Below are 23,987 nucleotides of genomic sequence, written 5' to 3'. Positions count from 1 at the left end.
GTCAGCCCTGCTCCTCGTCCACCGTCGTCGCGACCCCCGTCGAGCCGTGCCCACCCGCACCCCGCGCGCTCCCCGGCAGCTCGTCGACCGGCACGAACCGCGCGCGCACCACCGGCTGCACCACCAGCTGGGCGACCCGGTCGCCGCGCCGGAGGGTCAACGGGGTGGTCGGGTCCAGGTTGACCAGGTTCACCTTGATCTCGCCGCGGTAGCCGGCGTCGATCGTCCCGGGCGCGTTGACCAGGCTCAGCCCCAGCCGGTGGGCCAGCCCCGACCGCGGGTGCACGAAGCCGGCGTACCCCTCCGGGATGGCGACCGCGACGCCGGTGCCGACCAGCGCGCGCTGCAGCGGGGCCAGCTCGACGTCCTCCGCGACGGTCAGGTCGGCGCCGGCGTCACCGGGCAGGGCGTACCGCGGCACGCTGCCCGCCGGGGACACCAGGGAGACCGGCACGTCCACGTCGGACGGAGGGAGGTCGGGCACGTCCGCGATACTAGGAGGACGGGCTCATCGGCCGCGGAGGTCGCGGAGCACGCGCGCGGCCAGGGTCTCGGTGGCCCTGCGGTTCCCGCGGCTCGCCAGCGCCGCACCCAGCAGCAGGGGCCCGGTCGGGGAGCCCTTGCCGCCCATCCGCCGGCCGAGGGCGCGCATCCCGGCCGCGCCCAGCACGGAGGTCAGCCCGGTCGCGCCGTTGCCGGACTGGTGGGCCGACCAGATCGAGAGGTAGGCGGCACCGCGGGCGCGGGCGTCGCCCGGGGCGGGCCGGCCGTGCAGCTCGTGCAGCTCGCCGATCAGCACCACCTCGACCGCGGCGGTGAGCACGGTCTCGGCGCCCAGCCCGAGCGGGACGGCGAGCAGCGACGCCGGGACCAGGCGGTGCGCCGCGGACAGGCCGCCGGTCGCCGCGCCGACGCCCGAGGTGAGCCGGGCGGCCCGGGCGACGAGGGCGTCGGCGATCTCGGCGTCCGACGCGCCCGGGTAGGGCGCCCGCAGGCGGGCGGCGTCCCGGATGGGCAGGCGGGGCGCGGCCGCCGACAGCAGGTCGCCCACGACGGCGCCGGGAGAGCGCCCCTCCTCCCCCGGGGGCGCGCCGGTCCCGGCGGCCGGGGTGCCGCGACCACCTAGGGCGGACCCCACCGCGGTGGCGACGGCGCCGAGCACCTCGCGCAGCCCGCCCCGGGCGGCCTGACCCGCGGTCGCGCCCGTCGTGCCGGGGTCCGGAGCCGCGCCCCCCACGAGGCCGGAGACCGCCTCGGCGACGGCACGGGCGGCGCGGGACAGCCCGGTCTCCTCGACCGGGGCCGGTTCCGGCGTCACCGGGCGGGGCGGCGGGACGTCACGGGGCGCGGCGGTGCGCGCCGAGGAATCGGTCATCGCTCACCCCTTCCCCGTGTGCGGACTCCCGGTGCAGGAAGTCCCCAACTTTCGGTGCAGAGAGTCCGGAGCTGCCGCGGGCTCAGGCGCAGTCGCGGCAGTACAGGTCGTCGCCCTTGGTCGCCGCCAGCCGGCTGCGGTGCTGCACCAGGAAGCAGCGCGAGCAGGTGAACTCGTCCTCCTGCTTGGGCAGCACGCGGACCGTCAGCTCCTCGTTCGAGAGGTCGGCGCCGGGGAGCTCGAGGTTCTCGTTGAAGTCGGTCTCGTCGACGTCGACCGACGAGGACTGGGCCTCGGCGCGCCGGGCCTTGAGCTCCTCCAGCGAGTCCTCGCCGAGCTCGTCGGCCTCGTTGCGGCGCGGGGCGTCGTAGTCGGTGGCCATGGGGTGCCCCTATCTCTCGTTGCTCGCGGGCGCCGGGCGCCCGCTCGTTTCTGACGCGGTGCCGGGTGGGCGCCGTCGTCCCGGCCGGCCGCCGGTGGGCGACCGGTGTGGTTGTCCGGGGGCAGGTCCCGCGAGCGGGGCGCTGCCGATCCGTGCCGCTCCCCCACCGTCGTCCGGGCGGACGACCGTCGGGTCCGGCCAGCCGCCCAACGCCGAAGGGGCTCGATTTGTGCCCGGAGGCTCGCGAGCGACTCGACGGGCCGTGGACGGGCGGCCGGGCGGCGGAGCGCCAGAGGTTACCCTGCCGCCGTGGCGACTCCCGTGGGTGCTGATCCGACCGTCGTGGGCCCCTACCTGGCGCGTGCGCTGGGGGACCAGAAGTGGCAGGAGGTGAGGATCGAGCTCATCGCCGCCGGCATGTCGAACCTGACCTACGTGGTGACGCCGGAGGGCGGATCGCCGGACGACGCGGTCATCCTGCGCCGGCCGCCGACGGGCGCGGTGCTGGCCACCGCCCACGACATGGCCCGCGAGCACCGGGTCATCTCCGCGCTGGCCGGGACCGCGGTCCCCGTGCCGCGGACGCTGCACATGTGCACCGACGAGTCGGTGCTGGGCGCCCCCTTCTACGTCATGGAGCGGGTCGTCGGCATCCACGCCGTCAACGCCTTCCCGCCCGGGTACGCCGACGAGCCCGAGCAGCGGCGCGCCGTCGGTGAGGGGCTCATCGACGTCCTGGCCGACCTGCACTCGGTCGACTTCGAGGCCGTGGGGCTGTCCGACTTCGGCCGCCCCGAGGGCTTCGCCGCCCGCCAGGTGCGCCGCTGGACCAAGCAGTGGGACGCCACCCGCGACCGGGACCGCCCGGCGCTGGACGCGCTGGCCGCCCGGCTGGCCGAGACCGTGCCGGCGACGCAGCGCTCCGGCATCGTGCACGGCGACTACCGCCTGGACAACTGCCTGCTCGACCCGGCGGCGCCCGGCCGGATCAAGGCGGTCCTGGACTGGGAGATGTCGACCCTCGGCGACCCGCTGACCGACATCGGGATGATGTTCGTCTACTGGCCGCAGGCCGGTGAGGACCGCGCCTCGACCCAGAGCGCGCTGACCACGCTCCCCGGCTTCCCGACCCGCCTCGAGGCCGCGCAGCGGTACGCCGAGCGCACCGGCGTGGACCTGGGCGACCTCAACTGGTACGTCGGCTTCGCCTTCTTCAAGTTCGCCGCGATCATCGCCGGCATCGTGGCCCGCTCGGCCGCCGGCGCCATGGCGGGCAAGAACACCAGCGGGTACGCCGAGCGGATCGATCCGGTGGTCGAGCTGGGACGCGCCGCGCTCGAGGACGGTGTCATCTAGCCGGCCCCTCCGGCTCTAAGCTCAGCCGACCGGCCTCCGGCTCCCCCCGGTCCTCGCGAGGAGAGTGGAAGTGACGCTGCGCACCGAACGCCCGGCGGTGCGCGCCCGGAGCGGCCGCAGGCCCCTGGCGCCGCTGGTGTTCCTGCTGGTGCTGGCCCTCGTGGCGCTCGGCGTCTGGTGGAACGTCTTCCGCCAGGACGCCGACCTCCGGGCCGAGCAGGAGGCCGCCTGCGCCGAGGCCGAGGCCGCACCCCCGGCGCTGGACCCCGCGACGGTGTCGGTCCGCGTCTACAACGCCTCCGACCAGGGCGGGCTGGCCCAGTCGGTCGCCGACGACCTGGCCGCCCGCGGTTTCACCATCGCCGAGGTCGCCAACGACGGCAGCGGCCGCGAGGTCACCGGCGTGGGCGAGGTGCGGCACGGGCCCAGCGGCCGGGGCACGGCGGCGTTCGTGGCCCTCTACCTGCCCGGTGCCGGCATCTACCAGGACACCCGGGCCACCCAGCAGGTCGACCTCGTCCTGGGGCCGGAGTTCGTGATCGGCGAGAGCCTGGCCACCGACGACGTCGTCACCGCCGCGCTCGCTCCCGCCGAGGGGGCAGCCGACGACTGCTGAGGGGGCGGCCGGCTACCGGTGCAGCTCGCCCAGCAGGTCCACCAGCTCCGCGGCGATGCCCGGCGCCGCCGCCACGACCAGCGGCTCGCCGAAGGGGCGGCCCGGCAGCCCCGCCAGCACCATGCCCGCCTCGGCCGCGACCAGCGCTCCCGCCGCGTGGTCCCACGGCTTCAGGTCGGCCTCGTAGTAGGCGTCGACGCGGCCCGCGGCGGCCGCGCACAGCTCCAGCGCCGCGCTGCCGTGCCGCCGGATGTCCCGGACCCGCGGCAACAGCTCCGCCACCACCGCGCCCTGCGCCCGCCGCTGCTCGACCCGGTAGCCGAAGCCGGTCGCGACCAGGCTCTGCTCCAGCGACGTCGCGGGGCTGCCGGTCAGCCGCACCGGCTGCGCCGCCGCCGGCGTCGACAGGTGCGCCCCGCCGCCCGCGAGCGCGGTGAACAGCTCGCCGGTCGCGACGTTGAGGACGACGCCGGCGCGGACGACCCCGTCCACCACGGCGGCGATGGACACGGCGTAGGCCGGCAGGTCGTAGAGAAAGTTGACCGTCCCGTCGATGGGGTCGACCACCCAGCGCACGCCGCTGGTCCCGGCCCGCTCGGCGCCCTCCTCCCCCAGCACGCCGTCGTCGGCCCGGGCGCCGAGCAACCGCCCGACGATGAGGTGCTCGCTCGCGGTGTCCACGGCGGTCACGACGTCCACCGAGCTGGACTTGACCGCGACGTCGTCGGCCGCGGTCGCCCGGCCGCGGCGGACCAGGTCGGCGGCCTCCCGCGCGGTGTCCACGGCCAGCGCCAGCAGCGCGGCGGGATCAGGAGGCGCACCGACGGGGGTCATGCGCCGATCCTGCCGCAGCCCGGCGCCCCCGGCCCCCTCTCAGGGGTGGTCGGGACCACACGAGCGGCGCGGAGCACGGCGGCCTGTCGATAACCTTCGCGGATGCAGGGCTTCGGGGTGGACATCGGCGGCAGCGGCATCAAGGGATGCCTGGTGGACCTGGAGAAGGGCGAGCTCGTCGGCGAGCGGCTGCGGATCGAGACCCCGCAGCCGGCGCAGCCCGAGCCGGTGTACGACGTCGTGCGCCGCATCGTCGAGCACTTCGGCTGGACCGCGCGGCTCGGCGTCACCTTCCCCGGCGTGATGAAGCAGGGCGTCGCGCACACCGCGGCGAACGTCGACCGCAGCTGGATCGGCACCGACGTCGACGCCGGCCTCGAGGCGCTCATCCCCGGCACCGTCGAGACCCTGAACGACGCCGACGCCGCCGGCATCGCCGAGATGCGCTACGGCGCCGGCCGGGACCGGGCGGGCGTCGTCCTGATGCTGACCTTCGGCACCGGCATCGGCAGCGCGCTGTTCGTCGACGGGCACCTGGTGCCCAACACCGAGTTCGGCCACATCCAGGTCGACGGCGAGGACGGCGAGCACCGCGCCGCCGCCTCGGCCCGCGAGCGGGAGGAGCTCAGCTACCCCGAGTGGGCGGCGCGGGTCGACCGCTACCTCGACGTCCTGGAGGCCGGGCTCTGGCCGGACCTGATCATCGTGGGCGGCGGCGTCAGCAAGAAGGCGGCCAAGTGGGTGCCGCTGCTGACCACCCGCACCCCGGTGGTCCCGGCGCAGCTGCAGAACGACGCCGGCATCGTGGGTGCGGCGCTGGCGGCCGCGGAGCGGGAGGACCGCTGAGGCCCCGGTAGCCGGTGCGGCAAGCGCGAGCGCTGGGCGGTGGTCACGATCGTGTCCGTCGTTACAATGGCTGTGCCCCAGCCCGCCGCCCTCCAGCCGGGAGGGATCCCCTGCCCGCGCAGCGGTCAAACACCGCACGGGTACGCCCGGATCCCCGCCGGTGCCGGAGAGCGGGAGCCGGAGCCGCTCACCCGGGGGTAGACGGCCCCCGGGCGCACGTCCCAGCACGGGAAGGAACCTGAGTGCCCGCCGACCAGCCAGGACCGGAAGCAGCCGACGCGAGCACCCCCCGGCGGTCCCGCACCGTCGCCGCCGGCACGCGCGCCCCGAGGGCCACCGCCGCGGTTCCGGAGAGCGCGGCCGCGGCGAAGAAGTCCCCGGCCAAGAAGTCCGCCGCCAAGAGCGCGAAGCCGGCCATCACGCCGTCCACCACCGCCGGCGAGGGCGCGGTCCTCACCGCCGTCGCGGCCGACGGGACCACCGTGGCCGTCGTCGACGCCGGGTCCGAGGGCCTCAAGCTCGACGAGACGGTCATGACGGGCAAGGACGGCGTCGAGGTGGCCCCCGCCGAGGACGAGGCGGCCGAGGGCGGCACCGATTTCGAGTGGGACGAGGAGGAGGAGTCCGAGGCGCTGCGGCAGGCGCGCAAGGACGCCGAGCTCACCGCCTCGGCCGACTCCGTCCGCGCCTACCTCAAGCAGATCGGCAAGGTCGCCCTGCTCAACGCCGAGGAGGAGGTCGACCTCGCCAAGCGCATCGAGGCCGGGCTCTACGGCTCCGAGCGGCTGCGCCAGGTCGAGGACGAGGGCATCAAGCTCTCCCCGCAGATGCGCCGCGACCTCAACTGGATCGTCCGCGACGGCGAGCGCGCCAAGAACCACCTGCTCGAGGCCAACCTCCGCCTGGTGGTCTCCCTCGCCAAGCGCTACACCGGCCGCGGCATGGCGTTCCTGGACCTCATCCAGGAGGGCAACCTCGGCCTGATCCGCGCGGTCGAGAAGTTCGACTACACCAAGGGCTACAAGTTCTCGACCTACGCCACCTGGTGGATCCGGCAGGCCATCACCCGCGCCATGGCCGACCAGGCCCGCACCATCCGCATCCCGGTGCACATGGTCGAGGTCATCAACAAGCTCGGCCGCATCCAGCGCGAGCTGCTCCAGGACCTGGGCCGCGAGCCCACCCCGGAGGAGCTGGCCAAGGAGATGGACATCACCCCGGAGAAGGTGCTGGAGATCCAGCAGTACGCCCGGGAGCCGATCAGCCTCGACCAGACCATCGGCGACGAGGGCGACAGCCAGCTCGGTGACTTCATCGAGGACTCCGAGGCCGTCGTGGCGGTCGACGCGGTGAGCTTCACGCTCATGCAGGACCAGCTGACCAGCGTGCTGCAGACCCTCTCGGAGCGGGAGGCCGGCGTGGTCCGGCTGCGCTTCGGCCTCACCGACGGCCAGCCGCGCACGCTGGACGAGATCGGCCAGGTCTACGGGGTCACCCGCGAGCGGATCCGGCAGATCGAGTCGAAGACGATGAGCAAGCTGCGCCACCCCAGCCGCTCCCAGGTCCTCCGGGACTATCTCGACTGACGTCCTCCGGAGGTCACCGCGGCCAGGAGCCGTTCCCGGTCGCACCGAGCCCCACCGTCGCGGCGACCCACCCGAAGGGGCGGACCACGTCTCCCACGCGGGTTGGCGCCGACATCGGCCGGGTAGACCGCGTAGCGTGGGGGACGTCAGAACAGCAGCGGACCCACGGCCGCACCGGTCACCCGACCGGCACGGCACGCGAGACCAGCACGAGCACGACCCGTTCCACCCCAGTGACGTCCCCTGCTGGACCCGCCCCACCCGACGGCACATCACGGACTCGTCTCGATCGGCGAGTCCGGGTTCGCCCACAGCGGAGCGGGAACACGAGGGGCCATCCTGGCGCTGTGCAGGAGGCCGATCCGCAGATGCGGGTCCGTGCGGTAGAGAGCGAGTGATGAGCCAGATGACCCAGACGCTGACGACGACCCCGCCCACCGATGACCTCGTCGTTCCGTTCCACTGCGACCGCTGTGGTGCTCTGGCCAAGGTGCGTGTCGTCCTTGCCAGTGGCAGCGACCTCGTCTTCTGCGGGCACCACGCGCGTGAGTACGACAGCAAGCTCCGAGACATCGCCGTCGACATCATCGACACCGAGGGCGAGCAGCAGGTAACAGCGTGAGAGAAGCGCTATCGTCGCGCCCGCGATGACAGCCTCACCCGACGACGCCGCCGGCTCCTCCGCACCGCCCCGAGCGGACGGAGGACCGGCGGCTCCGTCGTTCCCGGGCACCCCCGGTACGCGGCGACCGGAGGACACCCCCATGGCCCAGCAGCCCCCCGCGCACGACGAGACCGTGCGCATGCGCGCCGACGGACCCGACAGCCGGCCCCCGGTGGACGCGTCGCGCCCGGCGACCGACGGCGACACGCCCGACCGGCAGGACGACGTCGCCACCGACGGCCGGGAGGTCGACGACACCCGCCCCGTGCCGCGCGACTGGCTGAGCGGCGCTCCGGAGGCCGAGGCCGAGGCGCCGCAGGCGGACGGCGAGCACGCGACCACCCCGGTCGACGTCCCCCCGTCCGCCGTCGCACCGGTGGCCGCCACCCCGGAGGCCGGCGGAGCCGACGACGAGCCCGACGACGCCACCGGCGTCCTGCCGGCCTGGGCGTCCGCGGACGGCGGCGGTGCGGACGACGACGGACCGCCCCCGACCGGGGACGACGGCACCCCGGGCTCGCCGTGGTGGCGGCGCACCGCCGTCCTCGTCCCCGCCGGCGTGGTCGCCCTGCTCGCCGTCGCGTACGGCGCCGACCTGGCCCTGTCCTCCGGCAACGTCCCGCGCTCGACCGTCGTCGCCGGGGTGGAGATCGGGGGGCTCTCCCCCGCCGCCGCCGGCGAGGAGCTCACCGAGGAGCTCGGCGCCCGCATCTCCGCCGACCGCCGCGTCGTCGCCGACGACGTGGAGGGGGTCTTCTCCCCCACGCGCGCCGGCTTCGCCCTCGACGTCGAGGCGACGGTGGACGCCGCCGACGACCAGCCGCTGAACCCCGTCACCCGGATCAGCTCGTGGTTCTCCGACCGGACGGTCGACCCCGTCGTGGAGGTCGACGAGGCCGCCGTGGTCGACGAGCTCGGCTCGCTGGACGCCCAGCTCGCGACCTTCGCCGAGCAGGTCGACCGCACGCCCGCCGACGCCACCATCGCCGTCGAGGGCACCACCGCGCGCGTGGTGGAGCCCGCCGACGGGCGGGTGCTGGACCGCGCCGGCGCCGAGGAGACGATCACGGACGCCCTCACCGACGTCGCGGACCCCGCGACGCCGCTGGAGCTGCCGGTCGAGGTCGAGCCGGTCGCCGTGGACGCCGCCACCGCCCAGGAGGTCCTCACCACCACCGTGGAGCCCGCGCTCGCCGCGCCGGTCGCGGTGACCGGGGGCGGCGAGACGGCCGAGGTCCCGGTGACCGCCCTCGCCGCGGCGCTGACCTTCACCCCCACCGAGGCCGGGGAGCTCGAGGTCGGGATCGACCCCGCCGCCCTGCAGGCCGCCCTCGGCGACGAGCTCGCCGTGTTCGGCACCCCCGCCCGGGACGCCACCTTCGAGGTGGCCGGCGGATCGGTGCGGGTCGTGCCGTCGGTCGACGGGACCGGCATCGACCCCGCGCACCTCGCCGAGCAGCTCCTCCCCGTGCTGGACGACCCCGCGCCGCGGTCGGTGACCGCGGAGCCGGGTCCGGTGCCGGCGGAGTTCACCACCCAGGAGGCCGAGGCGCTGGGCATCCGCGAGGAGATCAGCACCTTCACCACCAACATCGGCAACCCGGCCAGCGGCGAGAACATCCGGGTGGTGGCCGCCGAGGTCGACGGCGCCGTCGTGCTGCCCGGCGAGACGTTCAGCCTGAACACCTTCACCGGCCCGCGCGGCACCGCGCAGGGCTACGTGCCCGCCGCGGTCATCAGCGGCGGCGAGCTGTCCACCGCGGTGGGCGGCGGCATCAGCCAGTTCGCCACCACGATGTTCAACGCGGTGTTCTTCGCCGGGCTCGAGGACGTCTTCCACAAGCCGCACAGCTTCTACATCAGCCGCTACCCGGCCGGCCGCGAGGCGACCGTCTACGAGGGCGCGATCGACCTGCAGTGGCGCAACGACAGCGACACCGGCGTCTACGTCGACACCCGGTGGACGCCGTCCACGCTGACGGTCACCTTCTACGGCACCAAGCGCTACGACATCGAGTCGGTGAGCAGCGAGCGGCGCAACCCGCGCCAGCCGGCGGTCATCGACAAGGTCGACGACGGCAACTGCACCCGCCAGTCCGGCGTCCCCGGCTTCGACATCACCGTGACCCGGATCTTCAAGGACCCGGCCACGGGCGCGGAGCTCAAGCGGGAGAACTTCGAGACCCGCTACAACGCCGAGGCGGTCATCAACTGCGTGCCGCCGGCCGATCCCGGGGCGCCCGTGCCGCCGGCCGGCCCCGCGGGCACCGTGCCGGGCGGCGCACCGGCCCCCGGCGGCCGCCGTCCCGGTCCCCGGCGGGTGCGCTGACGGGCTCGCCCGGCGACCCGCCACCCGGCGGCCCACCCGCGACCGGACCCGTGCGGACCGGTGACGTGCACACTGGACGGATGAGCGCCGTGCTGCCCAGCGGACCGTCGGCGCAGGCCGACGGGGCCGCCGAGGAGCCCGACGCGGCGGACGGGACGCCGGCCGACGCCGGCGCGACGCGCGCGGACACCCCCTCGCGGGGGCGGCTGGACGCGTGGCCGGGCTTCGTCCGGGTGCCCCTGCAGGTGCTCGGCCGGACCCTGGCCAAGGCGTGGCAGGACCGCATCCTGGGCCTGTCCGGCGAGGCCGCCTTCTGGCAGATCCTGTCCGTGCCGCCGCTGCTCATCGGCCTGCTCGGCTCGCTGGGCTACCTCGGCGACCTGATCGGCGCGGACGCCGTGCGCCAGATCGAGGACGACCTGCTCCGGGCCTCGGCCGAGGTGCTCACCCCCGACGTCGTCGACTCGCTGGTCGCGCCGACGCTGAACGACATCCTCAGCTCCGGCCGGCTCGACGTCGTCAGCGTGGGCTTCCTGGTGTCCCTGTGGGCCGGCTCCTCGGCGACGGCGACGTTCATGAACACGATCGTCATCGCCTACGACCAGCGCGACGTCCGCGGGCCGGTCCGCACCCGGCTCAAGGCGCTGTTCCTGTTCGTCGTGGGGATGGTCATCGCCGTCCTCACCCTGCCGCTGCTGGTGCTGGGCCGCGGCGTGCTGGTGCAGCTGCTGCCCGCGAACTGGCGGCCGGTCGCGACCGTGCTCATCGACGGCATCTACTGGCCGGTGGTCATCGTGGGGCTGCTGCTGGCGCTGACGAGCTTCTACCACGTGGTGCTGCCCAACCGGCTGCCGTGGAGCCGGCACCTGCCCGGGGCGGTGCTGGCGCTGGGGTTCTTCATGGTCGCGGCGCTGGTGCTGCGCACCTACGTCGCCGACGTCCTCACCGCGGCGCTGCCGTACGGGGCGCTCGCCGCACCGATCGGCATCCTGCTGTTCTGCTTCTTCTTCGGCATGGCGGTGCTGCTGGGGGCCGAGCTCAACGCGACCATCCAGTCCCGCTGGCCGGCCCCGCTGCGCCGCCACGACCCCCGCCGCCGCGCCCGTCGGGAGGCCAAGCTCGCCGCGGAGGCCAAGCGTCTCGGGTTGGACTGATCGCTCAGTCCTTCTTGAGCTGCTCGTAGATCTCCTTGCACGCGGGGCACACCGGGCTGCCCGGCTTCGGGCTCTTCGTCACCGGGAACACCTCGCCGCACAGCGCCTCGACCATGGTGCCCATGACCGCGCTCTCGGCGATCTTGTTCTTCCGCACGTAGTGGAAGACCTCGTTCGCGTTGCCGGTGTCGGCGTCGCGGACGTCCGGCCGCTCGAGGATGTCGCTGCTGCTCACGGGCACTCCTTCGTGGTCGGGACCCGCGACGGCCCGGCGGAACGGGCCCTCGCGCGAGCTCCATGATGACAGGCGCCGACCGTGACCGAACCGTGATCGACAGCTCGCTCCACCGTCCTCTAGGTTAGGCCAGCCTCACCTACTGAACCCCTGGCTCTGTCGGCACGACCCGGCGACCTGGTCCCAGCGCGCCGGCTCCGAGCCCACGCGCGCCGCGACCCCCGCCTCCGACGGCCGGACGCACCGCGCTGCGCCGCAGCACGGCACGAACGCTGGAAGGACACCATGCACCGCGCACCACGACTGGTGGCACTCACCGCTGCCGCTCTCCTGACCGGTGGGCTCGCCGCCTGCGGCGACTCCTCCGACAGCGCCGACGGCGGCTCCGGCGACTTCGAGCCGATCACCATCGAGCACGCGCTCGGCACCACCACCATCGAGTCCGAGCCCGAGCGCGTGGCCACCGTGGCCTGGGCCAACCACGAGGTGCCGCTGGCCCTCGGCGTCGTGCCCGTCGGCATGGCCGCCGCCAACTTCGGTGACGACGACGGCGACGGCCTGCTCCCCTGGGTCAGCGAGCGCCTCGAGGAGCTCGACGCCGAGACCCCGGTGCTGTTCGACGAGACCGACGGCATCGACTTCGAGGCGGTCGCGGACACCGAGCCCGACGTCATCCTCGCCGGCTACTCCGGGCTGACCCAGGAGGACTACGACACCCTCAGCGAGATCGCCCCGGTCGTCGCCTACCCCGAGGGCCCGTGGGCGACCTCGTGGCGCGACATGATCGAGATCAACTCGACGGGCATGGGCATGGCCGAGGAGGGGGAGCAGCTGGTCGCCGACCTCGAGCAGGAGATCGCCGACACCGTCGGTGCCCACCCGCAGCTCGAGGGCCGGTCCACGATGTTCCTCACCCACGTGGACGCCACCGACCTCAGCCAGGTCAGCTTCTACACGCCCTACGACACCCGCAGCGCCTTCTTCGAGGACCTGGGGCTCTCCACCCCGCAGAGCGTCGCGGACGTCTCGACCGACCCGGAGAAGTTCTCCGGCACGATCAGCTCCGAGCAGATCGACACGCTGGACGACGTCGAGATCATCGTGACCTACGGCGACCAGGAGCTGGTCGACTCGCTCAACGCCGACCCGCTGCTCTCGCAGATGCCCGCGGTGCAGAACGGCTCGATCGTGCTGCTGCCCGACACCCCCCTCGGCACGGCCGCGAACCCCACGCCGCTGGCGATCTCCTGGGTGCTCGAGGACTACGTGACCATGCTCGCCGAGGCAGCTGACAAGGCGAAGTGACCTCGGTCGACCTCCGTCCGGCACCGGACGCCGCCCCCGTGCGGCGTCCGGTGCCGGTCCGGCTCCTGTGGCTCCTGGTGGTCCTGGCCGTCCTGGCCGTGCTGATGGCCGCCTCCGTGGCGATCGGTTCCCGCGGCGTCGGGTGGTCCGACGTCGTCGCGGCCCTCGGCGGCTCGTCGGGGACCATCGAGGAGGCCGCGGTCACCAAGCGGATCCCGCGCACGCTCCTGGCGGTGCTCGTCGGTGCCGCGCTGGGCCTGTCCGGCGCGGTCATGCAGGGCGTCACCCGCAACCCGCTGGCCGACCCCGGGGTCCTCGGCATCAACATGGGCGCCTCGCTGGCCGTCGTCGTCGGGCTGGCGTGGTTCGGCCTGTTCGCCGCGACCAGCATCATCGCCACCGCGATCGCCGGCGCCGCCCTGGCCGCGGTCTTCGTCTACGCCGTCGGCTCGCTGGGCCGCGGCGGGGCGACGCCGCTGAAGCTCGCGCTCGCGGGCGCGGCCACCTCGGCGGCGCTGACCTCCTTCATCACCGCCGTCGCGCTGCCCCGCGGCGACATCGCCGCCAACGTGCAGTCCTGGCAGGTCGGCGGTGTGGGCGGCGCGACCGGCGCGACCATCACACCGGTGCTGCCCTTCCTCGCCGTCGGGCTGGTCATCAGCCTGCTGTCGGCCCGCAGCCTGAACTCCCTCGCCCTCGGCGACGAGCTGGCCGCCGGGCTCGGTGAGCGCGTCGCGCTCGCCCGCGGCACGGCCGCCGTCGGCGCGGTGCTGCTGTGCGGCGCGGCCACCGCCGTCGCCGGCCCCATCTGGTTCGTCGGGCTGGTCGTCCCGCACCTGTGCCGGCTGCTCGTCGGCGTGGACCACCGCTGGCTGCTGCCGTTCACCGCGCTCACCGGCGCCTGCCTCGTCACCGCCTCCGACGTGCTCGGCCGCATCATCGCCCGGCCCGGCGAGCTCGACGTCGGGATCCTCACCGCGCTCATCGGCGCCCCCTTCTTCATCGCCGTCGTCCGCCGGCAGAAGGTGCGGGAGCTGTGACCGCCCTCGTCGCCCCGCCGGACGCCACCGCCGTCGACGCGGTGGCCCGCCAGCGGGTCCGCCGCTCCTCGCGCCGCCGGCTGGTGGTCCTCGTGCTGGCGGTGCTCGTCGTCGCCGCCTTCGCCGCCACGCTCATGATCGGGCGGACGTTTTACCCGCCCGGCGACGTGCTGCGGGTGATCGCCGGCGAGCGCGTGCCCGGCGCCTCGTTCACCGTCGGCCGCCTCCGGCTCCCCCGCGGCGTCCTGGCCGTCGTCGCCGGCCTGAGCTTCGGCCTGGCCGGCGTGACGTTCCAGACGATGCTGCGCAACCCGCTGGCCAGCCCCGACGTCATCGGGATCAGCTCGGGGGCCAGCGCGGCGGCCGTCTTCGGCATCGTGATCCTGTCGCTGAGCGGCACCGCGGTGTCCACCGTGGCCGTCGCCGCGGCCCTGGGCGTCGCGCTGCTCATCTACCTGCTCGCCTTCACGGACGGGGTCGCCGGGACCCGGCTCATCCTGGTCGGCATCGGCGTGGGCGCGATGCTCAACAGCGTCGTCTCCTACGTGCTGTCGCGGGCCGGGCAGTGGGACTACCAGGAGGCCCTGCGCTGGCTGACCGGCAGCCTCAACGGCGCCACGTGGACGGCGGTGGTGCCGGCGCTGGTCGCGCTGCTGGTGCTCTCCCCCGTGCTGCTGGGCCAGGCGAAGAACCTCTCCGCGCTGCAGCTCGGCGACGACACCGCGGCCGCGCTCGGCGTGCGGGTGGAGCGCACCCGGCTGATCGCGATCGTCACCGCGGTCGGACTGGTCGCCTTCGCCACCGCCGCCTGCGGGCCGATCGCGTTCGTGTCGTTCCTCGCCGGACCGATCGCGGCGCGCATCGTGGGTCCGAACGGCTCGCTGCTCGTGCCCGCCGCCCTGGTCGGCGCGCTGCTGGTGCTGGTGGCCGACCTGGTCGGCCAGTTCGCGCTGGACACGCGCTTCCCGGTCGGCGTCATCACCGGCGTCCTCGGTGCGCCGTACCTGATCTACCTGATCGTCCGCACCAACCGGGCCGGAGGCTCGCTGTGACCACCACGCACTCGCTCGTCGCCGAGCAGCTCACGCTCGCCTACGGGGACCGCACGGTGATCGAGGGCCTCGACCTGGCGGTCCCGGCCGGCCGGATCACCGCCGTCGTGGGCGCCAACGCCTCCGGCAAGTCCACGCTGCTGCGGTCGATGTCCCGGTTGCTGTCCCCCCGCGCCGGCCGGGTGCTGCTCGACGGCAAGGCGGTGCACCGGATGCCGGCCAAGGAGCTGGCCCGCACGCTCGGGCTGCTGCCGCAGTCGCCCATCGCGCCCGAGGGCATCACCGTCTCCGACCTCGTCGGCCGGGGGCGCCACCCGCACCAGGGCATGTTCAGCCGGTGGAGCCGGGAGGACGACGCCGCCGTGGCCGCCGCGCTGGAGGCCACGCAGACGACGGCGCTGGCCGAGCGCGCGGTCGACGAGCTCTCCGGCGGCCAGCGGCAGCGGGTCTGGATCGCCATGGCCCTGGCCCAGCAGACCGATCTGCTGCTGCTCGACGAGCCGACGACGTTCCTCGACGTGAGCCACCAGATCGAGGTGCTCGACCTGCTCACCGACCTCAACCGGGTCCGCGGGACGACGATCGTCATGGTCCTGCACGACCTCAACATGGCCGCCCGCTACGCCGACCACCTCGTCGCGCTCGAGGCGGGACGGGTGCACGCCTCAGGCGACCCCGCCGCGGTGCTCACCGAGGACTGCGTGCGCACGGTCTTCGGCCTGGACAGCCGGGTCGTCCTCGACCCGGTCTCCGGCAAGCCGCTCATGCTCCCGATCGGGCGGCACCACGTGGTGGCGCCGGTCGGCGCGGAGGCCTGACCCGCCCGGTCAGCCCTCGATGACCCGGTGCGGGCGGGCCTCCAGCTGCCGGTCGGGGCCCGCGGAGTAGCGGTTGACCTGCTGCTTGCTCTTGGGCGGCCGGTCGTTGGCCATGACCACGGCGATCCACGGCAGCACCGTGCCGAGCACGGCGAAGATCAGCATGAGCCACAGGGTCTGGTAGAAGATCGCCGCCAGCACGATGCTGACCGCGCGGATGATCATGGTGATCAGGTAGCGCTTCTTCCGCGCGGCGTGCTGGTCGACCTGGCTGACCTGCGCCTCGGTGATCAGCACCGGCTCCGGCCGGCGCGGCCGCGGGAACTGCTGGCTGCTGACCACGGGCGTCCATCCCTCCGCTGCCCGGCGCAACCGGGGCGATCGCCCCGGGACTGCCCGGATCCGCGCCCCATGGTGCCACCGCAGGCGGGGGTCGTGCAGACGCGTGCGGGAGGGACGGAGGGCCCGGTCGTCCCGGGACGCGTCGTCCGGTAGGACTGGGGTGCAGGCCGAGCGACGGCCGGGGACGGGAGGTGACCGGTGACGGGAGCGCAGGTGGCCGCGGAGGGCCGCGTCGTCGTCGGCGTCGACGGCTCGGACCCGTCGATGCGTGCGGCCGTGTACGCCGCCGGGTGCGCGCGCCGGCGGGGCGTCGGGCTGCTGGTCGTGCACGTGACGCCGCGGCAGGGCGTGCAGGACTCCGTGCCGATGGCCGCCTGGGAGGTGCGCGAACGGTTCCGGGAGAGCGCCACCGCCCTGGTGGACGCCGCCGCGGGCGCCGCCCGGCAGGCCGCCGGCCCGGTCGAGGTCACCGCCGCGGTCGTCGACGACTACCCGGTCGATGGGCTGCTCGCGCTCTCGGCCGGCGCCGCGCTGCTCGTGACCGGCCGGCGCGGCGCGGGCGGGCTGCCCGGCCTCCTGCTCGGCTCGACCGCGGGCGCCCTGGTCCAGCACGCGCAGTGCCCCGTCATCGCCTCCCCCGACGAGCCCCCCGAGCACGAGGACGGCGACCCGGCCTCCGTGGTCGTCGGGGTCGAGGGCGGGCCGACCGACGAGCCGGTCCTGGCCTTCGCCGTCGCCGAGGCGGCGGCCCGCGGCGCCGTCCTCACGGCGGTGCACGCCTGGCAGGAGCTCACGCTCGGTGCCGGCGTCGGCGGGTTCGGGCCGCTGGTCGACTGGAGCGGTGTCGCCGCGGACGAGCAGCGCCTGCTCGCCGAGGCGGTCGCGCCCTGGCGCACCGCCGCGCCGGGGCTCCGGATCGAGGAGGCGCTGGTCCGGGAGCGCCCTGCCGGTGCGCTCCTGCGGGCGGCGGCGGGCGCCGACCTGCTCGTCGTGGGGCACCGGCACCGCGGGCTGCTCGCCCGGCTGGGGTCGACGACGCACGCCGTCCTGCACCGGGCCGCCTGCCCGGTCGCGGTGGTGCCGATCCGCGCGGAGGGCTGATCAGCCCGGGGCCACCGGGTCAGGCCCGGGGCCCCGAGGTCACAGCTGCGGGCGGACGCCGGCCTCGGCGCGCAGGTCCGACGGCTGCAGCGGCCCGTCGCCGTCCACTGCCGCCCGCCCCGGGCCGTGCCGGCCCAGCGGGAGCACCGTGCGCTGCCGGGCGCCCTCCAGCTCCAGGGCGAGCGCCGCGTAGAAGGCGACGACGGCCAGCGTCAGCCCGACCCAGCCGGCGGCGGCCTTCCAGCCGGCAGAGCCGGTGAGCTCGTGGATCCCGGTGACGAGGAAGCGGGTCCCGGCCAGGGCCATGACGACCGCGGGCACGACCTTGCTGCCGAGTGCCGCGACCGCCGGGATGGCCATGGCCGCGCCGGCGGTCAGCAGGAAGACGCCGAGACCGTCGCTGACCGCACCGGGCGGAGAGGTCAGCGTGGTGAAGCCGACGACGGCCCACGTCCCGGACAGCACCCCCATGCCGGTGGCGGCCACCGGGTCGCGGGCGAGGAAGCCGATCACCGACGACAGCAGCTGCAGGGGCACGGTCGCGGCCAGGGCTGTGAGGGCGGCGATCCTGCCCTCGGAGGGCGCTATCCACTCCAGCTGGACGGCGCTGAACAGCACGGTCGAGACGGCGAGCGCCAGGAAACCCAGCGGCAGCGGGGTGGCGATGGGCCGGAGGACGACGCGAGAGCCCACGGATTCGGCCATCAGCTCACCAGCGCCTGGGTCGCGGACTCCTTGAGCTTGGCGTTGGCCCAGCGCATCTGCCGCAGCGTGTCGGGATGGCAGCGCTCGGCCAGGCCGAGCAGCTCCCGCTTCCGGGCACCTTGCGCGGCCTGGGCCAGCAGTTCCCAGTCCAGGGAGACCCCGGCGGCCTCCCGGTGAACGTGGCGGAGGTCGGCGAGCAGCAGCAGACCGGGCTCGGGCCGTCGGCCGAGCAGGTCCGAGGTCGCCTGCTGGATCTTCTCGAGGATGCCGGGCTCGCCCTCGGGCTCCGGATCCAGGTCGACACCGAAGCCGGTGCCGATGCGCGCCAGCTCCCGCACGTGCCGCTGCGACCAGCCGGCGATGTCGCGCGCCACGTGGAAGACCTCGTGGTCGGCCTTGTGCCGGTCGGAGACGGCCAGGAGCACCCGCGCGAGGTGGTTCTCCGACCGGTGCAGCTCCTCGATCGCCAGTCCCAGTTTCACCGGGCACCTCCCCGCTCCTGCGCCAGCGCGGCGTCGCCACCGCGGGTCGGCGGCACGTCGCCGGTCACCGGTCGCGAGGCGGTGGTCGTCGGCGCGGCCGACGGGCCGTCACCGGCGGCCAGCCGGGTGACGGCCGCGGCGGCGGTCTTGAAGATGGGCTGCTTCGAGCAGGCGTCCCAGTCGGTGAGGGTCAGCTCGTTGGCCGCGCGGCCGTGCCCGTCCGGCTCGTGCCCGCCCGGCTCGTCCCAGTAGCCGTAGTGGAACGGCAGGAACAGGACCCCCGGCCGGATCCCGCTGATCCGGAGCTTCGCCTCCACGCGGCCCCGCGGGGTCGTCACCGCGAGCCGGTCACCCTCGGCCCATGCCCGGTCGGCGGCGTCCGAGGCCGACATCTCGACCCACACCTCGGGCGCGGCGGCCTGCAGCTGGGGTGCCCTCGCGGTCTTCGTGCGGGTGTGGAAGTGGTACAGCGTCCGCCCGGTGATGAGCTGGAACGGGAAGTCGACGTCGGGCAGCTCGTGCGGGGGCAGGTACTCGGCGGCCTTGAGGACCGCGCGGCCGGCCGGGTTGAGCGCCCGGTACTCGGTCTCGTCCAGCGGTGCGCCGGTGACGAGGTCGCGCCCGTAGCTCTCGCAGTAGTGCGGCTGCGCCCAGAACTGCCCGTCGACGTAGATCCGCTCGGTGCCGTCCGGTGCGTCCTCGGTGACCGGCCACTGGATGCCGCTGCCGCCGCGCAGCTTGTCGTAGGTCAGGCCGCTGTAGTCGCACGGCCGGCCCCTCGAGCACTCCTTCCACCCCTCGAACGCGCCCTCGGGGTCGGACCACTTCACCAGCGGGGCGCCGTCCTTGTCGCGGAGGTCCAGCCGGTAGGCGAAGTCGATGAGGATGTCCAGGTCCGGCCGGGCCTCCCCCGGTGGGTCCACCGCCTTCTCCGACAGGTGCACGGTGCGGTCGACGTTGGTGAACGTGCCCGTCTTCTCGCCCCACGTCGCCGCGGGGAGGACCACGTCGGCCAGCTGCGCGGTCTCGGTCAGGAAGAGGTCCTGCACGACCAGGAACAGCCGGTCCTGGGACAGCAGCGAACGGATGCGCGCGAGCTCCGGCAGCGACACCGCGGGGTTGGTCGCGGTGACGTAGAAGAACCGGATCGACCCCTCCTCGATGTAGCGCAGCTGCTGCATGATGTGCGTCGGCGGCGAGTAGTGCGGGATGTCCATCGGATCGACGTTCCAGACCTTCGCCAGGTCCTGGACGTGGCTGTCGTTGGACCAGTTGCGGAAGGCCGGCAGGTCGCCGTCGGCGCCGGCCTCGCGGGTGTTCTGCGCAGTGGGCTGGCCGTTCATCTGCAGGATCCCGCAGCCGGGCTTGCCGAGCATGCCGCGCACGACGTTGACGTTGTTGACCTGCACGGCGGCGGCGGTGGCCTGGTGCGACTGGTAGAAGCCCTGCAGCACCGTGGAGAGCAGCCGCTCGGCGGTGCCGATGATCCGCGCGGCCTCCCGGATCTGCTCGACAGGGACGTCGCACACCTCGGCGGCGACATCGGGTGGGTAGTCCGCCACCCGCTCCGCCAGCTCGTCGAAGCCGACCGTGTGCGCCTCGACGTACGCGTGGTCGATCCAGCCGTTGCCGATGATCTCGTGCAGCACGGCGTTCATCAGCATCACGTTGGTGCCCGGCCGCGGGGCGAGGTGCACCGTCGCCGCCCGGGCCACCGGGGTCTCCCGTGGGTCGACGCAGACGATCTGCGGCGGGTTGGGGCCGGCCAGCCGGTCCAGGATCCGCGTCCACAGCACCGTCTGCGTCTCGGCCATGTTGTGCCCGTAGAGCACGATCACGTCGGCATGGTCGACGTCGGTGTAGCTCCCGGGCTGCCCGTCGGAGGCGAACGTCTCCTTCAGCGCCGCCGCCGCGGTGGCCGTGCACAGCCGGGTGTTCCCGTCGACGTGGTTGGTACCGATCCCGCCGTGCGCGATCAGGCCCAGGGTGTAGTACTCCTCCAGGAACAGCTGCCCGGTCGTGTAGAAGGCGATCGAGCTCGGGCCGCGCTCGTCGAGCAGCTCCTTGGCCCGGCCCGCGACGGTGTCCATCGCGGTGTCCCAGTCGGTCTCCACCAGCTCGCCGTCCTTGCGGATCAGCGGCCTGGTCAGCCGGTCCGGGGAGTTGTTGGCCTGCCAGCCGAAGAGGTCCTTGGGGCCCAGCCGGCCGTGGTTGACCCGGTCGACGGCCCGGCCGCGGACGCCTACGATCTGCCCGTCCTTGACCGCCATGTCGTAGGCGTCGCCGTTGGAGTGCAGGATCGACGCCGTCTGGACCCAGCGGTCGACGTCGTCCTCGGTCAGCCCGTCGGCCAGGTAGGAGTCCACCCGCGTCGGCCAGGTCTCCCCCGGCCCGTACGGCGTGCGAGTTCCCCACGGTTCGGCGATCCGGTCGGTGCGCCCCATCAGTGCTCCTCCGCTCCACGAACGGCCCGGTAGAGCCGCCCGGGCACTACCCCTGCCCGCCCCTTCCCTAGTCGCGCCAGGTGCCCGTTCCGGGCCGTCGGGGGTGCGCACGCCGGTCGGGGGTAGGCGGGGGTGGTCGGCGGGTGCCTCCGGCGTCGAGCGACGCCCTCCGCCGACGCCCCCGAGGAGGAGCAGACATGTCCGTTGCCAGCCAGATGCTCGAGACCTACCCGAAGGACCTGGGAGGCGTGGATCGAGACGAGCTGCGGGAGTGCATCGAGGCGTGCCTCGAGTGCGCCCAGGCCTGCACGGCCTGCGCCGACGCCTGCCTGTCCGAGGACATGGTCGCCGAGCTGACGACGTGCATCCGCACCAACCTCGACTGCGCGGACGTCTGCGAGGCCACCGGCCGGGTGCTGTCCCGCCACACCGGCTACGACGCCACCCTGACGCGAGCGGTGCTGGAGGCCTGCGCCACGGCCTGCAAGGCCTGCGGCGACGAGTGCGGGGAGCACTCCTCCATGCACGAGCACTGCCGGGTCTGCGCGGAGGCGTGCCGTCGCTGCGAGCGGGCCTGCCGGGAGCTCATCGGCTCGCTGGGCTGACCGATCCGCACGTCAGCCGGCGGTCCCAGCCTTCTTCGCGGCCTTCTGCTCCTGCTTGAACCGGCGCACCTCCGCCAGCGACTCCGGTCCGGTGATGTCGGCGGCTGAGCGGTGCGAGCCCTCCTCGCCGTAGGCGCCGGCGGCCTCCCGCCACCCGGCCGGGGTGACCCCGTACCGCTTGCCGAGCAGGGCGAGGAAGATGGACGCCTTCTGCGCGCCGAAGCCGGGCAGCTCCCGGAGCCGGCGGAGCAGCGTGCGCCCGTCCGGGGCGTCGGCCCAGAGGTTCTCCGCGCGGCCGCCGTAGCGCTCGACGAGGAGGCGGCACAGCTCCTGCGCCCGGCCGGCCATCGAGCCCGGGTAGCGGTGCAGGGCCGGCGGACCCTGGAACACCGCGGTGAGTGCCTCGGGGTCCATCGCCGCCAGCTGCGCGGCATCCAGGACCTCCACGCCCAGGCGGTCGGCGAGCAGCCGCGGTGCTGCGAAGGCGCGCTCCATCGGGAACTGCTGGTCCAGCAGCATCCCGATCAGCAGAGCGAGCGGGTCGCGGCCGAGCAGTTCGTCGGCGGCGTGGTCCTGGGCGATGCGAACGGTCGGCACGCGCTGATCCTGCCGCACCGCGGATGGGCGGAGTCGGGAGTGCGCCGCCGTGGGCGGCGACTCCCGGGCCGCCGCTCCCCGCGGCCTAGCCCGAGACCTCCCGGGCCGCGGGGTCCCCGGAAGCGACGAGGATCCGCTCCGCGAGCGCGTCCTCGAGGCTCTCGGTCACCAGGTAGCCCACGCCGGCGACGAACGGCGCCAGACCCCAGACGACGAGGTGCGAGGCCGTGGTGCACAGCCACGCCGCGGCGCCCATCCCCACCAGCACGGACAGGAGGTTCATGCTGGTGCCCAGGGCCAGCGTCTGGGTGGGGTGCTGGGGCATGGGGCGCCGGAACCCCGCGGAGAGGATCCCCTCGAGCAGGGTGAAGGAGAGGACCGCGCCGACCGCGTACGCGAAGATGCGGGGCAGGTCCGGTGAGCCCAGCGTCACCTGGCAGACCCCGAAGGTGACGGTGACCAGGATCGAGAAGCCGAAGGTGGTGCTCTCCCTCCCGACCGTGCTCCGCATGCCCCGGACGACCGTCCTGCTCACGCTGTCCTCTCGTCCGCCTGTCGACACGACGTCCTCCTCGGCCTCCACGCGCGGTGCGCTGCGGCCGACGGCCGCTGGCACCCCGGGTACCCCCACGCGCCGATCCATGCCCGTCGCGGTGGGCGATGGTCGGCCTCGGCACGTGCGATGGCGTGCCGGTCCGCGCGGGTCCGCCCGCGCGCGGCGGGCCGCGAGCCGCCCGCCTGCACGCTCACACGAGCTTGGGGAAGGCAGCCAGGAAGATGACGCCCACCAGACCGAGCAGGGTGCCGGTCCCCAGCAGCGCCAGCTGTGACCGGCTCCGGCGCATGCGGCCGGACAGCGCCGTGAAGAAGAGCACGGCTGCGAACAGCACGGTGAGGATCGTGTAGTCGTCGCTGCGCTGGTTGTTCACCAGGGCGGCACCGAACCGGTCGTCCGCACGCTCGTCAGCGGCCGCGGCGCCGGCCTTCTCCGGCAGCGCGTACGACGACATCTCGAAGGGCGACTCCGGGGCCCCCTCGCCGAGGCCACCGCGGCGAGCCAGGCGCCGTGCGCGCTCGCCAGCGGCTCGGGGAATCGCTCGACGAAGAACTCGGCCAGCTCCGCGTCCCCTGCCGCCGTCGCGGCGGCCCACTCGGTCCACAGCCCGATGTGGTTCGAGATGCGCACGTTCCCGGCTTCGTCGAGACGGGCCGCCTCGATCCGGGCGGAGGAGGCCTGGCTGAAGGCGATCGACATGGCCCCTCCCCACTTGCTGGACTCGAAGGCGGACCAGGCGGTGAGGATGGTCGTGATCGAGAGCACGAGGACCGCGACGAGCTCCAGCGCCGACGACGAGAGGCCCCGCGCGGCACCGCCGCCGCCGGGCGGGGCGTCGCGCCCCGTGCTCGCCGGCTCGTGGTCGCCCGCGGCGTCCGCCGCGAGGAGCTGCGCAGGAGCACGATCGTCCGAGTCCGGTCCCACAGCTGACCTCCGATCCGGGATGTGCGAGAGCCAGGATCGCGCCCTGACGGGACCCGCTCGTCGTCCTCGCTGGATGACCACGGCCCGTCCCGGAAGCCTGCGGGCCCGCGCTGCCGAGGTGCTCACCGACCGATTCCCGTGCGGGGTCCGTCCCAGCTCGTCGCCCCGCGGCGCCCTGCGCCACCCCGGTTTGCGCAGGGTGCCGGTCGGGCAGGGTGCGGAGGCGGAGCCGAGCCCAGGCCCGCACGCGGCCTGCACCGGAGGTCGTCCATGGCAGTTCCGCAGGAGCCGGCCTCGTCGCACCCCCGGCCGGCGGTCCGGCCTCCCCCGGTCGCCGAGGCCATCCGGAGGTCGTTGTCCCGGTACCCGTGGCGCGCCCTCACCGTCGAGAGGGTGACGGCGATGGCGCTGTCCGCAGCCGGCGGACCGTGGGTGGACCACGGGGGCGCACGCCGCCTCGCCGGGCCGGACGAGTGCCTCTCGGCGGTCGTGGTGGCCCTCCGGACCGACCCGCAGTGGCGCCGACGTCCGGCGCACGTGGTCGCCCGCCGCCTGGCCGCAGCCATGGCCGCCGCGGAGGAGGAGCGCTTCTGGTTCGACGCCGAGCTCGACTGGCTGCTCCACCCGTCGTCCTGAGTC

General features: G+C 74.4%; 27 protein-coding genes. 14 read left to right on the top strand and 13 right to left on the bottom strand.

What is annotated here, in order from left to right; all coding sequences use genetic code 11:
- Position 1 precedes the first annotated feature (1 nt).
- From dut to ACI79H_RS18545, 3 genes are all read right to left on the bottom strand, one after another.
- Positions 2–484, bottom strand: a complete 483-nt coding sequence (gene dut / locus ACI79H_RS18555) for a dUTP diphosphatase (protein ID WP_456555895.1) — start codon at positions 482–484, stop codon at positions 2–4.
- Positions 485–508: 24 nt separating this feature from the next.
- Entirely contained in the window at positions 509–1,375 is an 867-nt protein-coding gene (locus ACI79H_RS18550) for a hypothetical protein (protein ID WP_456555894.1), read from the bottom strand.
- Positions 1,376–1,457: 82 nt separating this feature from the next.
- Positions 1,458–1,757: a DUF4193 domain-containing protein gene (locus ACI79H_RS18545; protein ID WP_091983763.1), complete on the bottom strand. Its 300-nt coding sequence runs from the start codon at positions 1,755–1,757 to the stop codon at positions 1,458–1,460.
- Between the two features lie 309 nt (positions 1,758–2,066).
- On the opposite strand from ACI79H_RS18545, the gene ACI79H_RS18540 reads away from it, so the two are divergent.
- Positions 2,067–3,113 carry a phosphotransferase family protein gene (locus tag ACI79H_RS18540; protein WP_456555893.1) on the top strand — a complete coding sequence of 349 codons (1,047 nt, stop codon included), beginning with the start codon at positions 2,067–2,069 and terminating at the stop codon, positions 3,111–3,113.
- A 70-nt stretch (positions 3,114–3,183) separates the two neighbouring features.
- Entirely contained in the window at positions 3,184–3,729 is a 546-nt protein-coding gene (locus ACI79H_RS18535) for a LytR C-terminal domain-containing protein (protein ID WP_456555892.1), read from the top strand.
- A gap of 12 nt (positions 3,730–3,741) precedes the next feature.
- Here the strand turns inward: ACI79H_RS18535 and ACI79H_RS18530 are convergent, their stop codons facing one another.
- Positions 3,742–4,563, bottom strand: a complete 822-nt coding sequence (locus ACI79H_RS18530) for an inositol monophosphatase family protein (RefSeq protein WP_456555891.1) — start codon at positions 4,561–4,563, stop codon at positions 3,742–3,744.
- A gap of 102 nt (positions 4,564–4,665) precedes the next feature.
- Between ACI79H_RS18530 and ppgK the strand changes: the two genes are divergently transcribed.
- The 5 genes from ppgK to ACI79H_RS18505 all read left to right on the top strand — a co-directional run bounded on the left by ppgK (position 4,666) and on the right by ACI79H_RS18505 (position 11,142).
- Entirely contained in the window at positions 4,666–5,409 is a 744-nt protein-coding gene (gene ppgK, locus ACI79H_RS18525; RefSeq protein WP_456555890.1) for a polyphosphate--glucose phosphotransferase, read from the top strand.
- A 242-nt stretch (positions 5,410–5,651) separates the two neighbouring features.
- Positions 5,652–6,995, top strand: coding sequence for an RNA polymerase sigma factor (locus tag ACI79H_RS18520; RefSeq protein ID WP_456555889.1), 1,344 nt, complete (start codon positions 5,652–5,654; stop codon positions 6,993–6,995).
- A gap of 397 nt (positions 6,996–7,392) precedes the next feature.
- Positions 7,393–7,617, top strand: coding sequence for a DUF7455 domain-containing protein (locus ACI79H_RS18515; RefSeq protein ID WP_456555888.1), 225 nt, complete (start codon positions 7,393–7,395; stop codon positions 7,615–7,617).
- Between the two features lie 142 nt (positions 7,618–7,759).
- A complete protein-coding gene (locus ACI79H_RS18510) occupies positions 7,760–9,988 on the top strand; it encodes a VanW family protein (RefSeq protein WP_456555887.1) in 2,229 nt (742 codons plus the stop codon).
- A gap of 80 nt (positions 9,989–10,068) precedes the next feature.
- On the top strand, positions 10,069–11,142 hold the full coding sequence (locus ACI79H_RS18505; RefSeq protein ID WP_456555886.1) for a YihY/virulence factor BrkB family protein: 1,074 nt from the start codon (positions 10,069–10,071) through the stop codon (positions 11,140–11,142).
- A 4-nt stretch (positions 11,143–11,146) separates the two neighbouring features.
- Here the strand turns inward: ACI79H_RS18505 and ACI79H_RS18500 are convergent, their stop codons facing one another.
- A complete protein-coding gene (locus tag ACI79H_RS18500; protein ID WP_116450314.1) occupies positions 11,147–11,377 on the bottom strand; it encodes a DUF3039 domain-containing protein in 231 nt (76 codons plus the stop codon).
- Positions 11,378–11,683: 306 nt separating this feature from the next.
- On the opposite strand from ACI79H_RS18500, the gene ACI79H_RS18495 reads away from it, so the two are divergent.
- Genes ACI79H_RS18495 through ACI79H_RS18480 form a run of 4 tightly spaced genes read left to right on the top strand, consistent with a single transcriptional unit; the run spans position 11,684 to position 15,592 of the window.
- The gene (locus ACI79H_RS18495) at positions 11,684–12,682 is read left to right on the top strand and encodes an iron-siderophore ABC transporter substrate-binding protein (RefSeq protein WP_456555885.1); all 999 of its coding nucleotides are present in this window, start codon (positions 11,684–11,686) and stop codon (positions 12,680–12,682) included.
- A complete protein-coding gene (locus tag ACI79H_RS18490) occupies positions 12,679–13,722 on the top strand; it encodes a FecCD family ABC transporter permease (RefSeq protein WP_456555884.1) in 1,044 nt (347 codons plus the stop codon). The genes ACI79H_RS18495 and ACI79H_RS18490 overlap by 4 nt, the downstream gene beginning before the upstream one ends.
- Positions 13,719–14,774, top strand: coding sequence for a FecCD family ABC transporter permease (locus ACI79H_RS18485; protein ID WP_456555883.1), 1,056 nt, complete (start codon positions 13,719–13,721; stop codon positions 14,772–14,774). The genes ACI79H_RS18490 and ACI79H_RS18485 overlap by 4 nt, the downstream gene beginning before the upstream one ends.
- Positions 14,771–15,592 (top strand): ABC transporter ATP-binding protein, encoded by an 822-nt coding sequence (locus ACI79H_RS18480; protein WP_456555882.1) that lies wholly within the window; start codon positions 14,771–14,773, stop codon positions 15,590–15,592. The genes ACI79H_RS18485 and ACI79H_RS18480 overlap by 4 nt, the downstream gene beginning before the upstream one ends.
- 9 nt (positions 15,593–15,601) lie before the next feature.
- Here ACI79H_RS18480 and ACI79H_RS18475 read toward each other — a convergent pair whose 3' ends face one another.
- Positions 15,602–15,934 (bottom strand): DUF3099 domain-containing protein, encoded by a 333-nt coding sequence (locus tag ACI79H_RS18475; protein ID WP_456555881.1) that lies wholly within the window; start codon positions 15,932–15,934, stop codon positions 15,602–15,604.
- Between the two features lie 198 nt (positions 15,935–16,132).
- Between ACI79H_RS18475 and ACI79H_RS18470 the strand changes: the two genes are divergently transcribed.
- Entirely contained in the window at positions 16,133–17,035 is a 903-nt protein-coding gene (locus ACI79H_RS18470) for a universal stress protein (protein WP_456555880.1), read from the top strand.
- Positions 17,036–17,074: 39 nt separating this feature from the next.
- Here ACI79H_RS18470 and ACI79H_RS18465 read toward each other — a convergent pair whose 3' ends face one another.
- Genes ACI79H_RS18465 through ACI79H_RS18455 form a run of 3 tightly spaced genes read right to left on the bottom strand, consistent with a single transcriptional unit; the run spans position 17,075 to position 20,666 of the window.
- Positions 17,075–17,740 (bottom strand): GPR1/FUN34/YaaH family transporter, encoded by a 666-nt coding sequence (locus ACI79H_RS18465; RefSeq protein ID WP_456555879.1) that lies wholly within the window; start codon positions 17,738–17,740, stop codon positions 17,075–17,077.
- Positions 17,740–18,222, bottom strand: coding sequence for a hypothetical protein (locus ACI79H_RS18460; protein WP_456555878.1), 483 nt, complete (start codon positions 18,220–18,222; stop codon positions 17,740–17,742). Before ACI79H_RS18460 ends, ACI79H_RS18465 begins: the two co-directional genes overlap by 1 nt.
- Positions 18,219–20,666, bottom strand: a complete 2,448-nt coding sequence (locus ACI79H_RS18455; RefSeq protein ID WP_456555877.1) for a molybdopterin oxidoreductase family protein — start codon at positions 20,664–20,666, stop codon at positions 18,219–18,221. The genes ACI79H_RS18460 and ACI79H_RS18455 overlap by 4 nt, the downstream gene beginning before the upstream one ends.
- 197 nt (positions 20,667–20,863) lie before the next feature.
- Between ACI79H_RS18455 and ACI79H_RS18450 the strand changes: the two genes are divergently transcribed.
- Positions 20,864–21,271, top strand: coding sequence for a four-helix bundle copper-binding protein (locus tag ACI79H_RS18450; RefSeq protein WP_456555876.1), 408 nt, complete (start codon positions 20,864–20,866; stop codon positions 21,269–21,271).
- A 12-nt stretch (positions 21,272–21,283) separates the two neighbouring features.
- Here ACI79H_RS18450 and ACI79H_RS18445 read toward each other — a convergent pair whose 3' ends face one another.
- From ACI79H_RS18445 to ACI79H_RS18430, 4 genes are all read right to left on the bottom strand, one after another.
- Positions 21,284–21,868, bottom strand: coding sequence for an HhH-GPD-type base excision DNA repair protein (locus ACI79H_RS18445; RefSeq protein WP_456555875.1), 585 nt, complete (start codon positions 21,866–21,868; stop codon positions 21,284–21,286).
- 85 nt (positions 21,869–21,953) lie between these two features.
- Positions 21,954–22,379 (bottom strand): hypothetical protein, encoded by a 426-nt coding sequence (locus ACI79H_RS18440; protein WP_456555874.1) that lies wholly within the window; start codon positions 22,377–22,379, stop codon positions 21,954–21,956.
- Between the two features lie 235 nt (positions 22,380–22,614).
- Positions 22,615–22,797: a hypothetical protein gene (locus ACI79H_RS18435; protein ID WP_456555873.1), complete on the bottom strand. Its 183-nt coding sequence runs from the start codon at positions 22,795–22,797 to the stop codon at positions 22,615–22,617.
- Positions 22,794–23,348 carry a hypothetical protein gene (locus ACI79H_RS18430; protein WP_456555872.1) on the bottom strand — a complete coding sequence of 185 codons (555 nt, stop codon included), beginning with the start codon at positions 23,346–23,348 and terminating at the stop codon, positions 22,794–22,796. Before ACI79H_RS18430 ends, ACI79H_RS18435 begins: the two co-directional genes overlap by 4 nt.
- Positions 23,349–23,750: 402 nt before the next feature.
- On the opposite strand from ACI79H_RS18430, the gene ACI79H_RS18425 reads away from it, so the two are divergent.
- Complete coding sequence (locus tag ACI79H_RS18425) at positions 23,751–23,984, top strand: hypothetical protein (protein ID WP_456555871.1); 234 nt, start codon at positions 23,751–23,753, stop codon at positions 23,982–23,984.
- The last annotated feature ends 3 nt before the right edge of the window (positions 23,985–23,987 follow it).

The organism is Blastococcus sp. SYSU D01042 (assembly GCF_054050515.1).
Note: the sequence above shows the minus strand (reverse complement) of the source record. Positions and strands in the feature narration are given on the sequence as shown.

What these genes read in the sequence shown, in the direction of transcription:
- ACI79H_RS18530 (WP_456555891.1), bottom strand. Translation starts at nt 4,563, where the DNA reads ATGACCCCCGTCGGTGCGCCTCCTGATCCCGCCGCGCTGCTGGCGCTG.
- ACI79H_RS18465 (WP_456555879.1), bottom strand. Translation starts at nt 17,740, where the DNA reads ATGGCCGAATCCGTGGGCTCTCGCGTCGTCCTCCGGCCCATCGCCACC.
- ACI79H_RS18515 (WP_456555888.1), top strand. Translation starts at nt 7,393, where the DNA reads ATGAGCCAGATGACCCAGACGCTGACGACGACCCCGCCCACCGATGAC.
- ACI79H_RS18450 (WP_456555876.1), top strand. Translation starts at nt 20,864, where the DNA reads ATGTCCGTTGCCAGCCAGATGCTCGAGACCTACCCGAAGGACCTGGGA.
- ACI79H_RS18505 (WP_456555886.1), top strand. Translation starts at nt 10,069, where the DNA reads ATGAGCGCCGTGCTGCCCAGCGGACCGTCGGCGCAGGCCGACGGGGCC.
- ACI79H_RS18510 (WP_456555887.1), top strand. Translation starts at nt 7,760, where the DNA reads ATGGCCCAGCAGCCCCCCGCGCACGACGAGACCGTGCGCATGCGCGCC.
- ACI79H_RS18425 (WP_456555871.1), top strand. Translation starts at nt 23,751, where the DNA reads ATGGCGCTGTCCGCAGCCGGCGGACCGTGGGTGGACCACGGGGGCGCA.
- ppgK (WP_456555890.1), top strand. Translation starts at nt 4,666, where the DNA reads ATGCAGGGCTTCGGGGTGGACATCGGCGGCAGCGGCATCAAGGGATGC.
- ACI79H_RS18550 (WP_456555894.1), bottom strand. Translation starts at nt 1,375, where the DNA reads ATGACCGATTCCTCGGCGCGCACCGCCGCGCCCCGTGACGTCCCGCCG.
- ACI79H_RS18545 (WP_091983763.1), bottom strand. Translation starts at nt 1,757, where the DNA reads ATGGCCACCGACTACGACGCCCCGCGCCGCAACGAGGCCGACGAGCTC.
- ACI79H_RS18455 (WP_456555877.1), bottom strand. Translation starts at nt 20,666, where the DNA reads ATGGGGCGCACCGACCGGATCGCCGAACCGTGGGGAACTCGCACGCCG.
- ACI79H_RS18440 (WP_456555874.1), bottom strand. Translation starts at nt 22,379, where the DNA reads ATGCGGAGCACGGTCGGGAGGGAGAGCACCACCTTCGGCTTCTCGATC.